This window comes from Stutzerimonas sp. C6.4V (assembly GCF_058536345.1).
The window spans coordinates 2,845,195-2,860,094 of sequence record NZ_JBZUBM010000001.1 but is presented as its reverse complement, the minus strand read 5'-3'; the positions used below and the strand labels follow the sequence as shown (position 1 = coordinate 2,860,094).

13 protein-coding genes are annotated in these 14,900 nt (G+C 60.6%); 6 read left to right on the top strand and 7 right to left on the bottom strand.

The genetic code is table 11. From position 1 onward, the window contains the following. Nucleotides 1-100: 100 nt before the first annotated feature. The 4 genes from AC4LFW_RS13355 to AC4LFW_RS13340 form a co-directional block, all read right to left on the bottom strand. Entirely contained in the window at nt 101-409 is a 309-nt protein-coding gene (locus AC4LFW_RS13355) for a PA2433 domain-containing protein (RefSeq protein ID WP_491819588.1), read from the bottom strand. Nucleotides 410-557: 148 nt separating this feature from the next. After that, on the bottom strand, nt 558-3,410 hold the full coding sequence (locus AC4LFW_RS13350) for an FAD-binding and (Fe-S)-binding domain-containing protein (protein WP_491819587.1): 2,853 nt from the start codon (nt 3,408-3,410) through the stop codon (nt 558-560). A gap of 57 nt (nt 3,411-3,467) precedes the next feature. Beyond that, complete coding sequence (lldD, locus tag AC4LFW_RS13345; protein WP_491819586.1) at nt 3,468-4,637, bottom strand: FMN-dependent L-lactate dehydrogenase LldD; 1,170 nt, start codon at nt 4,635-4,637, stop codon at nt 3,468-3,470. 160 nt (nt 4,638-4,797) lie between these two features. Continuing rightward, complete coding sequence (locus AC4LFW_RS13340; protein WP_491819585.1) at nt 4,798-6,492, bottom strand: L-lactate permease; 1,695 nt, start codon at nt 6,490-6,492, stop codon at nt 4,798-4,800. A gap of 278 nt (nt 6,493-6,770) precedes the next feature. Here AC4LFW_RS13340 and AC4LFW_RS13335 point away from each other — a divergent pair, with 278 nt between their 5' ends. Further along, complete coding sequence (locus AC4LFW_RS13335; protein ID WP_491819584.1) at nt 6,771-7,559, top strand: GntR family transcriptional regulator; 789 nt, start codon at nt 6,771-6,773, stop codon at nt 7,557-7,559. A 67-nt stretch (nt 7,560-7,626) separates the two neighbouring features. On the opposite strand, the gene smpB is transcribed toward AC4LFW_RS13335, so the two are convergent. Beyond that, nucleotides 7,627-8,109, bottom strand: coding sequence for an SsrA-binding protein SmpB (gene smpB / locus AC4LFW_RS13330; protein ID WP_491819582.1), 483 nt, complete (start codon nt 8,107-8,109; stop codon nt 7,627-7,629). Between the two features lie 214 nt (nt 8,110-8,323). On the opposite strand from smpB, the gene AC4LFW_RS13325 reads away from it, so the two are divergent. Further along, nucleotides 8,324-8,758 (top strand): type II toxin-antitoxin system RatA family toxin, encoded by a 435-nt coding sequence (locus AC4LFW_RS13325; protein ID WP_491819581.1) that lies wholly within the window; start codon nt 8,324-8,326, stop codon nt 8,756-8,758. Then, on the top strand, nt 8,751-9,083 hold the full coding sequence (locus tag AC4LFW_RS13320; protein ID WP_491819580.1) for an RnfH family protein: 333 nt from the start codon (nt 8,751-8,753) through the stop codon (nt 9,081-9,083). Before AC4LFW_RS13325 ends, AC4LFW_RS13320 begins: the two co-directional genes overlap by 8 nt. A gap of 56 nt (nt 9,084-9,139) precedes the next feature. On the opposite strand, the gene AC4LFW_RS13315 is transcribed toward AC4LFW_RS13320, so the two are convergent. Beyond that, entirely contained in the window at nt 9,140-9,646 is a 507-nt protein-coding gene (locus tag AC4LFW_RS13315; protein ID WP_491819579.1) for an outer membrane protein assembly factor BamE, read from the bottom strand. 93 nt (nt 9,647-9,739) lie between these two features. Between AC4LFW_RS13315 and fur the strand changes: the two genes are divergently transcribed. Then, nucleotides 9,740-10,147, top strand: coding sequence for a ferric iron uptake transcriptional regulator (gene fur / locus AC4LFW_RS13310; RefSeq protein ID WP_073301283.1), 408 nt, complete (start codon nt 9,740-9,742; stop codon nt 10,145-10,147). A 226-nt stretch (nt 10,148-10,373) separates the two neighbouring features. Here the strand turns inward: fur and recN are convergent, their stop codons facing one another. After that, nucleotides 10,374-12,056: a DNA repair protein RecN gene (gene recN, locus AC4LFW_RS13305; protein WP_491819577.1), complete on the bottom strand. Its 1,683-nt coding sequence runs from the start codon at nt 12,054-12,056 to the stop codon at nt 10,374-10,376. A 229-nt stretch (nt 12,057-12,285) separates the two neighbouring features. Between recN and grpE the strand changes: the two genes are divergently transcribed. Together grpE and dnaK are read left to right on the top strand one after the other, a co-directional pair. Continuing rightward, nucleotides 12,286-12,855 (top strand): nucleotide exchange factor GrpE, encoded by a 570-nt coding sequence (gene grpE / locus AC4LFW_RS13300; RefSeq protein ID WP_491819576.1) that lies wholly within the window; start codon nt 12,286-12,288, stop codon nt 12,853-12,855. Nucleotides 12,856-12,952: 97 nt separating this feature from the next. Then, complete coding sequence (gene dnaK / locus AC4LFW_RS13295; protein WP_491819575.1) at nt 12,953-14,866, top strand: molecular chaperone DnaK; 1,914 nt, start codon at nt 12,953-12,955, stop codon at nt 14,864-14,866. The last annotated feature ends 34 nt before the right edge of the window (nt 14,867-14,900 follow it).

Sequence of the window (14,900 nt, the reverse complement as noted above, 5' to 3'; positions counted from 1 at the left end):
GTCGAACGCTTGTTTTCTAGTTTGGGTCAGTTCGTCGGTATTCAAGCGGGCTGGGAGAAAATTGGCAAGGCCAAGAACTATGGCCTTGCCTTCGGGCGTCTTAGTTGCCGGTGCCCGAGCCGGTGCCGCTGGTGCCGGTGGAGCCGGAGCTGCCGGGGCCTTCCAGCCTGCGCAGTGCCTGGGTGGTGTGAACGATGCAGTTTTCGACATCGCCAGCTTGCTGTGCTTGGCGCGCTTGCTTGATCAGGTCCTGGACCTCGCTGCGAGCGGGTTCGCCGAGCGTGGCCTTGTTGGTAGCCATGTTGTCTTCGATTTCCTGCATGTTCAGTTGGCAGAGGTTCTTGTCCGCTGCGAACACGGCGGGGCTGGCGATCAAAGCTACGGCGGCAACTAGGGCAAATTTGTTCATAAAGTCCTCCAGGGAGTTAACTTCCCGGCGGGCCTGCCTGTTTTGCAATTGCGTGGCGGCGCCGAGGCGGATGAGCCTCTTTTACAAACTGGGCTCCTAACTTCCGACTGCGGTTGCGCTGAAGCGTTTCATTGTGGTGAACCGCCGTTCACGTCGCCAATGATCCTGACGGTGCTGTGGCCGCTTTGGCTCGGCTGTTTCGGTTAACCAGATAGACAAGGCCGTGATAGTCGATTCCACCATGCTGGGACAGCCCGATTTCGCAGGTGCGGCTGGTGGAGACTCCTTCTGTGCAGAGCTGTACGGCGTCTTGCAGGCTGCGCAGGGAATGGGCATTGAGCTCTGGCGTGGTGAATCCCTTGTCGCCGGCGAAACCGCAGCAGTGGATGCCTTCGGGTACCACCACCTGCCTGGCGCAGCGGCGCGCGATGTCAATCAGTGCCTGTGCTTCGCCGAGGTGCTGAGTGCTGCAGGTCACGTGGATGGCGATCGGCTCTTCCTGCGGCGCGAAATCCAGCTTGTCGAGCAGGTGCGTGCGGATAAAGCGCACTGGGTCGAAGACCTGCAGGCGTGTATCGCCCAGTTCCTGAACCAGTCGCAGCGTGCACGGGCTGGTGTCGCAATAGATCGGGTCGAGACCGCCGCGGCTGGCCTTGAGCAGCGCATCCAGTGTCTCCTGGCGCTTGCGCTCTGCCTGTTCTGCGTAGCCTTTGGAGGCGAAGGGTTGGCCGCAGCAGAGGCTGTTCAGGTCTTCCGGAAAGATCACCTGATAGCCGGCCTTCTCCAGCAGCGTACGGGTGGCCTCGAGCAGCGGTTCCTGCTCCTGGTCACGAGCTGCCGGGCCCATGGCACGGGACACGCACGCGGCCAGGTAGACAACACGCGGCCGCTCATCCTGAGTTGATGGCTTGGGTAGGTGAAGACGCTGCAGGGGCTGCGGGGTCGCTGGGGTCCACTGGGGTACGCGGCCCTGGCTTGCTTTGCTTAGCGCTGCAGACGTTTTGCTCAACAGGCGAGTGCCCATCATCAGGTGCGCACCGTTGGCCACATGCAGCATGAAGCGTGTGCCTTGCACGGCAGTGCCAAAGTGGTCTGCGAGCCAGTTTGCCGCTCGAGTACTGCTGGCGTCTCGACTGCGGAGCTTGCGGATCAGATCGCCCGTATTGATGCCGACCGGGCAGCGCTGGGCACAGAGGCCGGTGGCGGCGCAGGTCTCGACGCCGTGGTAATAGTACAGGCGCTCGAACTCCATCGTATCGATCCCGGCACGCTTCTTTGCCTGGATGTCGCGCCAGATCACGATGCGCTGGCGCGGTGTCAGGGTCAGTCCGTTGGACGGGCATACCGGCTCGCAGAATCCGCATTCGATGCACTTGTCGACAATTTCGTCGGCTGCCGGCATCGGCTTGAGGTGCTTGAGGTGGATCTGTGGGTCTTCGCTGAGCACAACGTCGGGGTTAAGGATGCCCTGCGGATCAAGCAGACGTTTGATTTGCCACATCAGCTGGTAGGCTTCGTGGCCCCATTCCAGTTCGACGAAGGGCGCCATGTTGCGGCCAGTTCCGTGCTCGGCTTTCAATGCGCCGCCGAACTCCACCGCAACCAGTTGGGTGACTTCTCGCATGAAGGCTTCGTAGCGTGCGACTTGTTGCGGATCATCGAAGCCCTGCGTGAAGACGAAATGCAGGTTGCCTTCCAGGGCATGGCCGAACAGGATCGCCTCGCTGTAGGCATGCTTGTCGAACAGCTGAATGAGGCGATTGACGCCCTCTGCCAGCCGATCAATGGGAAAGGTTACGTCTTCGATGATGACCGTGGTGCCGGTCTGGCGCACGGCGCCGACGGCAGGGAAGGTGTCCTTGCGTATCTTCCACAGCTGGTTGTACACCACCGGGTCTTCGCTGAAGTCGACCTGCTTTTCGACCGGAAAGTGAGCAATCGACGTCATGATGTGGTTGATTTGCTCATGCAACAGCGATTGGCTGGCCGCCCGCGACTCAATCAGCAGGGCGCAGGCGTCGGTTGACAGCGACCTGACCCACTCCGGCATGCCGGCCTTGTTTTCCACCGAGCGTAGGCTACGGCGGTCGAGCAATTCCACTGCAGAAACCGGCTGCTGCTTGAGCACGGGCACGGCGAGGCAGCAGGTTTCCACATCGGGAAAGACGACGAGTGCGCTGGCCTTGTGCGGGTGGTCCGGCACGGTGTCGTAAGTCACCGCGCTGATGAAGCCCAGCGTGCCTTCGGAGCCGACCATCAGGTGACTGAGGATGTCGAGCGGCTCGTCGTAGTCGGTCAAGGCGTTAAGCGAGAAACCGGTGGTGTTCTTCAGGCGGTACTTGTGGCGGATCTTTGCCGCCAGTTCGCTATTGGCGCGCGTGCTGCGGCCGAGTTCGGCGAGCCCTTCGAGCAATGTGCCGTGGGTCTGCCGAAAGGCCTCGATGCTGGCTGGGTCTTCGCTGTCGACAACGGTGCCATCGGCCAGTACCAGGCGCAACCCGGCGAGGGTCTTGTAGCTGTTCTGCGCTGTTCCGCAGCACATGCCGCTTGAATTGTTGGCGACGATGCCGCCGATCTTGGCTGCGTTGATTGAGGCCGGGTCGGGGCCGATCTTGCGCTGAAATGGCGCCAGGACGGCGTTGGCATTGGCACCGATGACACCAGGCTGCAGGCGGATCTGCGCGCCACCGTTGCGTATCTCGCGCCCATTCCAGTTGTCGCCGAGCACGATCAGGACAGAGTCGGAGATTGCCTGGCCGGAAAGGCTGGTGCCGGCCGCGCGGAACGTCACCGGAACCCGAGCATCATGCGCCAGCCTCAGCAGGCTCACCACCTCGTCCTCGGACTCGACCCGTATGACCAGTTTGGGAACGAGGCGGTAGAAACTGGCATCGGTACCGAAGGCCAGTGTCGAGAGCGGATCATCGAAGCGCCGCTCCGCCGGAATCAGCCGTTGGACAGCAGCAAGAAAATCGGTCGGTAGGGTGGCAGGCGCGTTCATGCAGGCTCCGGTAGGAAAAAGCTGGCCGCGCCGAAGTGCCGCGCGGCCTCGGCAGGCTTAGCCGATGTGACGGCTGGTCTGGTAGTGATCCACCTCACGCACCAAGGAGTCGGTGGTGATCTCGCTGATGGATTTGGCGCCCGTCAGGACCATGGCCACGCGCATTTCCTTCTCGATCAGCTCGAGCAGGTTGGTGACGCCGGCTTCGCCATCTGCTGCCAGTGCGTAGGCAAAGGCACGGCCAAGCATGACGGTGTCCGCACCCAGGGCGATCATGCGAACCACGTCGAGGCCGCTGCGGATGCCGGAGTCGGCCAGGATCTTCAGGTCACCCTTGACCGCATCAGCGATGGCCGGCATGGCGCGGGCGCTGGAAAGCACGCCGTCGAGCTGACGACCGCCGTGGTTGGAGACGATGATGCCGTCGGCGCCGAAGGTCACGGCATCACGGGCATCCTCCGCATCGAGGATGCCCTTGATCACCATTGGGCCGTCCCAGAACTCGCGGATCCACTCCAAATCCTTCCACGAAATCGACGGGTCGAAGTTGGCTGCAAGCCAGCCGATGTAGTCTTCCAGTCCGGTGGGGTTGCCACGGTAGGTCGAGATGTTGCCCAGGTCGTGCGGCTTGCCATGCAGACCTACGTCCCAGGCCCAGAAGGGGTGGGTCATGGCTTGCAGGATGCGGCGCACGTTGGCGTTCGGGCCGCTCATGCCGGAATGCGCGTCGCGGTAGCGGGCGCCGGGGGTCGGCATGTCCACGGTGAAAACAAGCGTGGTGACACCCGCTGCCTTGGCTCGCTCGAGGGCGTTCCTCATGAAGCCGCGGTCCTTCAGGACGTACAGCTGGAACCACATTGGGCGCTTGATGGCCGGGGCGACTTCTTCGATCGGGCACACCGATACGGTAGACAGGGTGAACGGGATGCCTTTCTTGTCGGCGGCGCGCGCGGCCTGGACTTCTCCCCGGCGGGCGAGCATGCCAGTCAGACCGACTGGAGCCAGCGCAACCGGCATCGCCAGGGTTTCGCCGAACAGCTGGGTTTCCAGACTGAGTTCCGACATGTTGCGTAGCACTCGCTGACGCAGGGCGATGCTGGCCAGGTCATCCACGTTGCGGCGTAGCGTGTATTCGGCATAGGCGCCACCGTCCACATAGTGGAAAAGAAACGGTGGAAGTTTGCGTTTTGCGGCAGCGCGGTAGTCCGTAGAGGCAGAGATGATCATCGTATGGTCTCACCGATTTGAACGAGGTAGATCTCGTGATGCGCTCGTCTGCGACGAGGCGGTGTCCCGATCCGGGGTGTTTTGTTCGCATGTCTGTCGTCAGACAGAACTGCGAAACACCTTTGCCCCGATATTCCGGGGCAAAGGCTGTGCATCGCTTTCAGACGCCGACGAGAGGGTCCGTCACACCCATCATGTAGATTGCTATCAAGCCGATCACTCCGGTGAACAGCACGTAGTACAGGGTAGGCCATACGGTCTTCCGCAGGGTGACGCCCTCGCGGCCCAGCAACCCCACCGTAGCCGAGGCCGCAACCACGTTGTGGATCGCAACCATGTTGCCCGCTGCTGCGCCGACCGCCTGGATGGCGACGATCATCGCGCCGGAGATGCCCAGCGACTGTGCGACACCAAACTGGAACTGGCTGAACATCATGTTGCTGACTGTGTTCGACCCGGCAAGGAACGCGCCGAGCGCCCCAATCGAAGGTGCCAGCAGCGGATAGATGCCGCCTACGCTATCCGCCACATAGCGCGCCATGGCGATCGGCATGCTTGGCAGGTCGCCCGCGTTTACGCCGGAGTTGATCAGGATGCGCACCATAGGCACCGTGAACAGCAACACGAAGCCGGCGCTGAGCAGCACGCTGCTCGATTCCTTGACTGCGGCCTTGAGCTCCGCGGCGCGCATTCCATGCAGAAAGAAGGTGATCAGCACCACGGCTACAAGAATGCCGCCTGGCAGGTAGAGCGGTTCGATGCTGGCGCTGATGCCGGTCTCGCCCAGGATATTGGCGAAGGCGATGGAAACGGATTTCAGTGCGGCGGTCACGGGCGAGAAGACACGGCTGATGACCAGGATCGCACCGACCAGCACATAGGGCAGCCAGGCACGAAAGGCACTCATTGGGCGCGCAGCAAGGTCGTCAAGCTTCATCTCGATGGTCCCGACCCACTCGGCCGGCCAGTCCCTGGCGTCGGCAAAATCCCAACGGGTCTTAGGCACCAGAAAGTTGAAGCGAGCAGCTGTCGTCACAATCGCCAGGCCGACCAGGCCGCCCAGCAGAGACGGGAATTCAGGACCGAGAAATACGCCGGTCGCAACATAGGGCAGGGTGAACGCAAACCCGGCAAAAAGTGCGAATGGGAGAACCTCGAACCCGGCCTTCCAGCTCTTCTCCTTGCCGAAGAAGCGGGTCAGCATCAGCACCATGATCAACGGCATGACTGTACCGACGATGGCGTGGGTGATCGCGACGCTGCTGGTGATCTGCTGCAGGAAAATCGGCCAGCTGGAGCCTTGAGCGGTCAGCTGTGCGCCAAGCGTGGCGGTGTCCAGCCCGCTGTTCACACCCACGATAATGGGCGTGCCCACTGCACCGAACGAGACCGGGGTGCTCTGGACCAACATTCCCATCAGCACTGCCGCCATCGCCGGGAAGCCTACGGCGACCAGCAATGGCGCAGCGATCGCAGCGGGGGTGCCGAAGCCGGATGCGCCCTCGATAAAGCAGCCAAACAACCATGCGATGATGATCGCCTGTACGCGGCGGTCAGGGCTGATGGTGGTAAAGCCAGCCCGAATCGCAGTGATACCGCCGGAATGCTTCAAGGTGTTCAGCAGCAGGATCGCGCCAAAGATGATCCATAGCAGACCGAGGGTGATGACCAGGCCCTGCAGGGTCGAGGCGATGATTCGACTGAAGCTCATGTCCCAGATGAACAGGCCGATGGCGGCTGTGAACAGGAACACCACGGGCATGGCGCGGCTGGCTGGCCAGCGCAAGCCGATCAGCATCACGGCAGCGAGCAGGATCGGGGTGAAGGCAAACAGGGCAAGCAGTCCGTTTGACATGTCAGACTCCCGCGATCGTTTGTTGCGGATGGGGGCCCGAACGGACCGGGGTCAAGCAGATAACTGGAGACTGCATCTGGTAGTCCTCTTCTTGTTGGATGCTCCAGGTTGTAAAGTGGTATTACCAATTCACAGCGAGGTCCGGCCAGCGTAAGAGTTCTCTGCCTGATCCGTCAATTGCGCAGTCATAGACTTTGGTCGCAGCAAGCCTTGTTGCAGCGGCACAGACAGCTGGCTAGGCTGCACCCGTGTAGTGGTCAAACCAATTGAGAGGCGTCATGGAAGTTGGAATGGTGCGTCAGCGGAGACTGGCCGATAACATCGTCGAGCAACTTGAGGCCATGATCCTCGAGGGCACGCTCAAGGCTGGAGAGCGGTTGCCCGCCGAGCGTGTGCTGGCCGAACAGTTCGGCGTGTCCCGGCCGTCGTTGCGTGAGGCAATCCAGAAGCTGGCAGCCAAGGGCCTGATCGTGAGCCGTCATGGCGGTGGCAATTTTGTTGCCGAATCCCTCGGTGCGACGTTCAGTGATCCGTTGCTGCATCTGTTGGAAAACAATGCTGATGCGCAGCGCGATCTACTCGAGTTTCGTCACACTCTGGAGGGCAGCTGCGCCTACTATGCGGCGCTGCGTGCTACTGAAGTGGACCATCAACGTCTGAGGGAGGCTTTTGCTGCGCTGCAGGACTGTTACGCACGCGAAGGGACGGTCACCCGTGCCGAGGAAGGAGCGGCCGACGCGCGCTTTCATCTGGCCATCGCCGAGGCAAGCCATAACGCCGTGCTGCTGCATACGATTCGGGGTCTGTTCGATCTGCTCAAGCGCAACGTCGTCACCAACATCGGGGGGATGTACGAGCTGCGCAGCGAAACCCGCAACATGCTCATGAGACAGCATCAGGAATTGTACGACGCGATCATCGCTCGGCGGGCGAGCGAGGCGCGCGACGTCATCCATCGGCACATCAATTATGTGCAGGAAGTGTTGGCTGAAGGGCAGCAGGAGGCGCAGCGTCTGGCGCGAGCGCAGCGACGCCAGGGGCGTTCAGAGCCACGCCAGGAGAGGTAAAGCAGTTGTCATATCTGCGGCGAGGGGCCGTCCGAGCGGGCGGGATCCGCTCGATAACCGAAGAGGCTTAGTCTTCTTTGCCCTTGGACCGCATCGCGCGTTGGATCTCGCGATCGGAGTCCCGCTCTTTTTCGGTGTGTCGCTTGTCGAACTCCTTTTTGCCCTTGCCAAGGGCGATATCGCACTTGATCAGGTGTTTTTTCCAGTAGATCGACAGTGCGACGCAGGCGTAACCCTTCTGCTGCACGGCACCGAACAGCTTGCCCAGTTCGCGCTTGTTGAGCAGCAACTTGCGGGTGCGGGTGGGATCGGCAATGACGTGGGTACTGGCGGTGGTCAGCGGCGTGATGTGGCAACCCATCAACCAGGCTTCGCCATCCTTGAGCAGCACATAGCTGTCCACCAGCTGTGCCTTGCCGGCGCGCAAGCTTTTGACTTCCCAGCCGGCCAGAACGAGGCCCGCCTCGAATTTCTGTTCGATGAAATAGTCGTGTAGCGCTTTCTTATTAAGCGCAATCGTCCCGGGGGACTGTTTTTTCTGTTTGGCCATAGGCTGCGCATTATAGGGAGTCCTGCTGCGGCTGGCGATAACCAGCATGCTGTGGCGGCATGAAACTTGAGAGGGGCGCGCTTATCCCAGACAATAGGTCACCTCATGCATCGGGCCTCCTTTGGCTTGGTCTGCGTGTTGGCTCTTGCTCCGGTACTTTTTCTGCCGGTGGCGCTGGTGGCCTTGGTCGCCAATGACGAAGTAGAAGGTCTGCATGACGACGCATATTCAACGCTCGGCGTTGTTGCCTTACCCGGCACACGCATTGTTCGACATGGTTAACGATGTAGCCAGTTATCCACAATTCCTGCCCTGGTGTTCAGCCACCGAGGTGCTCTCCAGCAGTGAAACCCTGATGCAGGCGAGCATGACGGTGGCAAAAGCCGGGATCAGTCAGCGTTTTCTGACGCGTAACGAACTGCAAGCTGGCAAGCGCATCGAGATGAAGCTCGAGGAAGGTCCCTTCAGTCATCTACATGGCATCTGGGAGTTCAAGGCACTAGGTGAAAAGGCCTGCAAGATCAGCCTGGATCTGACTTTCGATTATGCGGGGCCGCTGGTGCGAGCCACCCTTGGCCCCCTGTTCAACCAGGCTGCGAATACGCTTGTCGACGCTTTCTGTGATCGTGCCAAGCAGCTGTATGGATAGTGTCGCCATAGCAGTCGAGGTGGTTTACGCCCTGGCTGACAAGCAGATGCTGCTGCGTCTGGCGGTGCCTCATGGTACGACGGTGCGTCAGGCTGCGTTGACATCGGGAATGGCTGAGTACTTTCCCGGCCTGGACTTGGCAACCTCTCCGCTTGGGGTATTCGGGAAAGCGGTAGCCAGGCCGGACGAGCGTATTTTGGAAGAGGGCGAGCGAGTAGAGATCTACCGGCCTTTGATCGCGGACCCAAAGGAAGTCCGCAAGCAGCGTGCGGCAAAGGCAGCGCAAAGCAGGGCTGCCGAGTCTCGTGATGCTCCCACGACGTAGCCTGTAAGCAAAAAGAAGCCCGGCTTGCCGGGCTTCTCCTGTTTGATGATGGATGCCTAGTCTGTTTCCAGGCGCCCCGGGGTGGGGACTGGCACCGGCTCGGCCGCGTCGACGTCGCGCTGGATCTGCTCGAGCAGCGATCCGGGCTGAGTGGCTTCTGGCTCGGTACGAACGGGGTCCGGTGTACCGGCAGGTAGATCGGTTCCCAGGATGGCTTCATCACGGCTCACGCCGGGTTTGAAGTCCCCGGCCAGGCCGGCGAGTTGATCGTTGGCATTGAATACCAGGCTCACCCGCTCCTGTCGGCGCTGGCTACCGCCTGGCTGGATGCTGTAGAGATAATCCCAGCGATTGGCGTGGAAGGTGTCGGTGATCATTGGGTTGCCCATGATAAACCGTACTTGCGACCGGGTCATTCCGGGGCGTAACTGGTCTATCATGTCCTGCGTCACGACATTGCCCTGTTGAATGTCGACCTTGTAAACCCCGGGGAATGAACAACCGGCGAGTGCGAACAGGCCCACAAGGGTGAGGCTGGACAGCATGAGCTTGGTGTTTTGCATCGGTAGGTGACTTCCACTATCTTGGCTGGGCAAAGCCCGGATCATACCCGTATTGAAGGAGGCTGCGAAACAGCAGCAGCGAGAAAGCCAACCATGGTTGAAAATAGCGAACTACGCAAAGCTGGCCTCAAAGTAACCCTGCCACGGGTCAAGATCCTGCAAATGCTGGATACCACTGATCGGCGCCATATGAGCGCTGAAGACGTCTACAAGGCGTTGATGGAAGCCGGCGAGGATGTCGGCCTGGCAACCGTTTACCGCGTGTTGACCCAGTTCGAGGCGGCTGGCCTCGTGGTTCGGCATAACTTCGATGGCGGTCATGCCGTCTTTGAGCTGGCCGATGGCGGGCACCATGACCATATGGTTTGCGTCGATAGCGGTGACGTCATCGAGTTCTTCGATCCTGAGATCGAAAAGCTGCAAAAGGAAATCGTCAAGCGCCACGGGTACGACCTGGTTGACCACAACCTGGTGCTGTACGTACGCAAGAAGGCTGACTGACTGGAAGCGCCTGCCTTACCCGCTGACGAAGGCAGCTTTGGCCGTGTATGACGTCACGATAAGCCCCGCACTTTGCGGGGTTTATTCGTTTCAGGAGGCTGGTTCTGGCAGATATCGTGTCGATGACAAAGACCTGGCAGTAAACGCTGATGGCTAGGTGTTCAGCGTCGCCGGAGCGTTGCCGCCACTCGGAGGCCGGCGAGGTATCTGATGCACAGCAGCCGCATCAAACGCTCGATGCCTGCGCAGAGCCAATCATCTGTCGGGCATGAGCCAGTGCCTGCTCGGTGAGATCGACCCCACCGAGCATGCGCGCTATCTCTGCGACTCGCTCGCCTTCATCCAGCGAGGCTACCGCCGTATGTGTCTCGTCCTTGCCACGTGCCTTATGGACAAACAGATGGTGGTGGCCCTGAGCCGCCACCTGTGGCAGGTGAGTTACCGTCAGTACTTGGCCGCGCTCACCAAGGCGTCGTAGAAGTTGCCCGACCACCTCGGCGGTCGGGCCGCCGATACCGACATCGACTTCGTCGAAGACAAGGGTAGGGACGCGTGAGGTCTGGGCGGTGATTACCTGTATCGCCAGGCTGATACGTGACAGCTCGCCGCCGGAAGCCACCTTCGCCAGGGGGCGCATGGGCTGACCTGGGTTGGCGCTTACAAGAAATTCAACTTGCTCCAGCCCGTGCGGCATGAGGTCATCCCCCTTGCTCGGTTTCAGCACAACGCTGAACTTGCCGCCTGGCATGCCCAGGCGCTGGATTTCCGCTTCCACCGCAACCGCCAGCGATTCTGCGGCCTGTTTGCGAGCCGCGCTGAGATCTTCGGCTTTTTCCCGATAGTGCCGCTCGTAGGCGGCCAGTTCTTCGCCCAGTTGCTCAAGTGCAGTGTCGTCGGCGTTCAGACCTTCCAGTTCTTCGAATAGTCGCTGTTGCAGTGCAGGCAGGTCCTGTGGCTGTACGCGATGCTTGCGTGCCAGGGTGTAAATACTGTCGAGGCGCTCTTCCAGCGCCTGCTGCCGTTGTGGGTCAGAATCGAAGTGGTCGAGAAAGCGATTGAGCTCTCCGACGGCTTCCTCTACCTGGATTTGCGCGCTCGCCAGCAGGTTCACGGCTTCGCCGAGTGCACCGGGTTGATTCTGGAAGCCGGTGAGTCGCTGCAGGCTCGAGGTCAGCGCCGAAAGCACGTTGCCGGCATCGCTCTCGCTACACTGGTCGATGACCTGGCGACAGGCGCCGAGGAGGTGCTCGGCATTGGCAAGATTCTTGTGCTCCTGCTCAAGCTGTTCCAGCTCGTCTTCGCCCAGCGCCAGGGTCTCGAGCTCTTCGAGCTGGTAGCTCAGCAATTGGTGGCGTGCGCGCTGTTCGTCGCTGCTGTTGCTCAATCGCTCCAGGCTTTGCTTGGTTTGTCGCCAGCGCTGGGCGGCCAGGTGGACTTGTCGTGAAAGATCCTGGCTGTCCCCGTATTCGTCGAGTAACCGCCGGTGTGTGTCCAGCTTGAGCAGCGACTGATGTTCGTGCTGGCTATGAATATCGATAAGCAGCTCGCCGAGCGCTTTCAGGTCACCCTGTGGACATGGCGTTCCGTTGATATAGCCGCGCGATCGCCCTTCGGCAGTAATCACGCGACGAAGGATGCAGGGGCCATCGTTGTCCAGATCCCGCTCGGCCAACCAGGCGCGGGCGTCTGGGATGTCGTCCAGATCGAAGCTTGCAAGTATGTCCGCCTTGTCGGCGCCGATTCTTACCACGCTGCTGTCTGCGCGGTCGCCAAGGGTCAGCCCTAAAGCGTCGAGCATGATCGACTTGCCGGCCCCTGTTTCTCCGCTTATCACGCTCATGCCGCGCTTCAGTTCGAGGTCGAGGTGCTCGACGATGGCGTAGTTGTGCACGGAAAGATGGACCAGCATGGCAGGGCTCCTGCGTAGGTGACTGTCTATTTATACAGTGCTTCTCGCGCGGGCTTCAAGCTGCTCGGCACCAATGGTGTGTAAAGAAAGCGAGCGTCTTGACGAGCTGCAGCGTCGGCACGTGGCTGAACACCGGATGCGGGTCGGCCCTTGAAGCAGAATTTGTTGCCCCCATATAGCGGCACAAGCGCGGGTCAATGCCCGCTGACGTATCGATGAGGAGGACCGCATGGCCGACGAGCAGAACCTGGACAACCAGACCCCAGAAGAGAACGAGACCGCGCAAGCCGAGGTGGCCGAGGATCTGGCTGCCCGCGTGCAGTCACTCGAAGAGCAGTTGGCGGCAGCGCAGGACCAGTCCCTGAGGGTTGCTGCCGAGCTGCAGAACATTCGCCGTCGCGCCGAGCAGGACGTCGAAAAGGCACACAAGTTTGCACTTGAGAAGTTTGCCGGTGATCTGCTGGCCGTCGCTGACAGCCTGGAGCGGGGGCTTGAGCTCTCCAATCCGGACGACGAGGCGGTCAAGCCGATGCGCGAAGGTGTCGAGCTCACCTTCAAGCTCTTGCTCGACACGCTGGCGCGCCATCAGCTAGTGCAGCTGAACCCTGAGGGGGAGCCGTTCAATCCTGAGCATCACCAGGCCATGGCTATGGAAGAAAGCACCCATGCCGAGCCTGGCAGCGTGCTCAAGGTCTTTCAGAAGGGTTATCTGCTCAACGGCCGCCTGTTGCGTCCGGCAATGGTCGTCGTCAGCAAGGCGCCGGCCGAGACACCGCCTTCGATTGATGAGAAGGCTTGAATTCCGGCTACTGAACCCCATCTCGTAGCCAAGCGTTTTTGTGTTACCCGCAGCCGGTAAAACAGGCGCGGATCAATCAAAGTTCGGAGAGAAGCACATGGGCAAGATTATCGGTATCGACCTGGGAACGACCAACTCCTGCGTCTCCATTCTGGAAAACGGCAAGGCCAAGGTGATCGAGAACGCCGAAGGCGGCCGTACCACCCCATCCATCATCGCCTACGCGAATGACGGCGAAATCCTGGTCGGCCAGTCGGCCAAGCGTCAGGCTGTGACCAATCCGCACAACACCCTGTATGCGGTGAAGCGACTGATCGGCCGTCGTTTCGACGAAGAGGTCGTGCAGAAAGACATCCAGATGGTCCCCTACAAGATCGTCAAGGCGGACAACAACGACGCCTGGGTAGAAGTCAGCGGCCAGAAAATGGCACCGCCGCAGATCTCTGCCGAGATCCTGAAAAAGATGAAGAAGACCGCCGAAGACTATCTCGGCGAGCCGGTTACCGAGGCGGTAATCACCGTTCCGGCCTACTTCAACGACAGCCAGCGTCAGGCCACCAAGGACGCCGGTCGTATCGCCGGTCTGGACGTCAAGCGCATCATCAACGAGCCGACTGCCGCTGCGCTGGCGTATGGCATGGACAAGGCCAAGGGCGACCATACCGTCATCGTTTATGACCTGGGTGGCGGTACCTTCGACGTATCGGTGATCGAGATCGCCGAGGTCGACGGTGAGCACCAGTTCGAAGTGCTGGCCACCAACGGCGATACCTTCCTCGGTGGTGAAGACTTCGATATCCGCCTGATCGATTATCTTGTCGACGAGTTCAAAAAAGAAACCGGCATGAACCTCAAGGGCGATCCGCTGGCCATGCAGCGCCTGAAGGAGGCCGCAGAGAAGGCCAAGATAGAGCTGTCTTCCAGCCAGCAGACCGACGTCAATCTGCCGTACATCACTGCAGATTCGACCGGTCCGAAGCACCTGAACGTGAAGATATCCCGCGCCAAGCTTGAAGCGCTGGTCGAGGATCTTGTACAGCGCACTATCGAGCCGTGCCGCATGGCCATGAAGGACGCCGGAATCGATGTCTCCAAGATCGACGACGTGATCCTGGTTGGTGGTCAGACCCGTATGCCGCTGGTGCAGCAGAAGGTCGCCGAGTTCTTCGGCAAGGAAGCGCGCAAGGACGTCAACCCGGACGAAGCCGTTGCCATGGGTGCCGCCATCCAAGGCGCCGTGCTGGCCGGTGACGTCAAGGACGTGCTGCTGCTCGACGTCAGCCCGCTGACCCTGGGTATTGAAACCATGGGTGGCGTGATGACTGCGCTGATCGAGAAGAACACCACCATCCCGACCAAGAAGTCGCAGGTATTCTCGACTGCTGATGACAACCAGAGCGCGGTGACCATCCACGTGTTGCAGGGTGAGCGCAAGCAGGCGGCGCAGAACAAGTCGCTGGGGCGTTTCGATCTGGCCGAGATCCCGCCAGCTCCTCGTGGCGTTCCGCAGATCGAGGTGACGTTCGATATCGACGCCAACGGCATCTTGCACGTCTCTGCAAAGGACAAGGCCACCGGCAAGCATCAGTCAATCGTGATCAAGGCCAACTCCGGTCTGTCCGAGGAAGAAATCGAGCAGATGGTGCGTGACGCTGAGGCGAACGCCGAAGAAGACCGCAAGTTCGAAGAGCTGGTTACTGCACGTAACCAGGGCGATCAGCTGGTCCATGCGACTCGCAAGATGCTCACCGAGGCGGGTGACAAGGCCACCGAGGAAGACAAGGCCAGTATCGAGAAGGCAATCGGCGAGCTGGAAGTGGCCATCAAGGGCGACGACAAGGCCGAGATCGAAGCCAAGATCGCTGCGGTGTCCCAGGCCTCCACGCCGCTGGCGCAAAAGATGTATGCCGAGCAGCCTCAGGGCGGCGAAGGCGAGCAGTCAGGCGAGCGTGCGCAATCCGGTGACGACGTGGTCGATGCCGAATTCGAAGAGGTCAAGGACAACAAGTAAGCCCAGGCTTATGTCCTCCATGTCTGGAGTGGAG

Excerpts from the sequence above, each read along its gene's own strand:
- AC4LFW_RS13355 (WP_491819588.1), bottom strand. The coding sequence starts at position 409 with ATGAACAAATTTGCCCTAGTTGCCGCCGTAGCTTTGATCGCCAGCCCC.
- AC4LFW_RS13350 (WP_491819587.1), bottom strand. The coding sequence starts at position 3,410 with ATGAACGCGCCTGCCACCCTACCGACCGATTTTCTTGCTGCTGTCCAA.
- lldD (WP_491819586.1), bottom strand. The coding sequence starts at position 4,637 with ATGATCATCTCTGCCTCTACGGACTACCGCGCTGCCGCAAAACGCAAA.
- AC4LFW_RS13340 (WP_491819585.1), bottom strand. The coding sequence starts at position 6,492 with ATGTCAAACGGACTGCTTGCCCTGTTTGCCTTCACCCCGATCCTGCTC.
- AC4LFW_RS13335 (WP_491819584.1), top strand. The coding sequence starts at position 6,771 with ATGGAAGTTGGAATGGTGCGTCAGCGGAGACTGGCCGATAACATCGTC.
- smpB (WP_491819582.1), bottom strand. The coding sequence starts at position 8,109 with ATGGCCAAACAGAAAAAACAGTCCCCCGGGACGATTGCGCTTAATAAG.
- AC4LFW_RS13325 (WP_491819581.1), top strand. The coding sequence starts at position 8,324 with ATGACGACGCATATTCAACGCTCGGCGTTGTTGCCTTACCCGGCACAC.
- AC4LFW_RS13320 (WP_491819580.1), top strand. The coding sequence starts at position 8,751 with ATGGATAGTGTCGCCATAGCAGTCGAGGTGGTTTACGCCCTGGCTGAC.
- AC4LFW_RS13315 (WP_491819579.1), bottom strand. The coding sequence starts at position 9,646 with ATGCAAAACACCAAGCTCATGCTGTCCAGCCTCACCCTTGTGGGCCTG.
- fur (WP_073301283.1), top strand. The coding sequence starts at position 9,740 with ATGGTTGAAAATAGCGAACTACGCAAAGCTGGCCTCAAAGTAACCCTG.
- recN (WP_491819577.1), bottom strand. The coding sequence starts at position 12,056 with ATGCTGGTCCATCTTTCCGTGCACAACTACGCCATCGTCGAGCACCTC.
- grpE (WP_491819576.1), top strand. The coding sequence starts at position 12,286 with ATGGCCGACGAGCAGAACCTGGACAACCAGACCCCAGAAGAGAACGAG.
- dnaK (WP_491819575.1), top strand. The coding sequence starts at position 12,953 with ATGGGCAAGATTATCGGTATCGACCTGGGAACGACCAACTCCTGCGTC.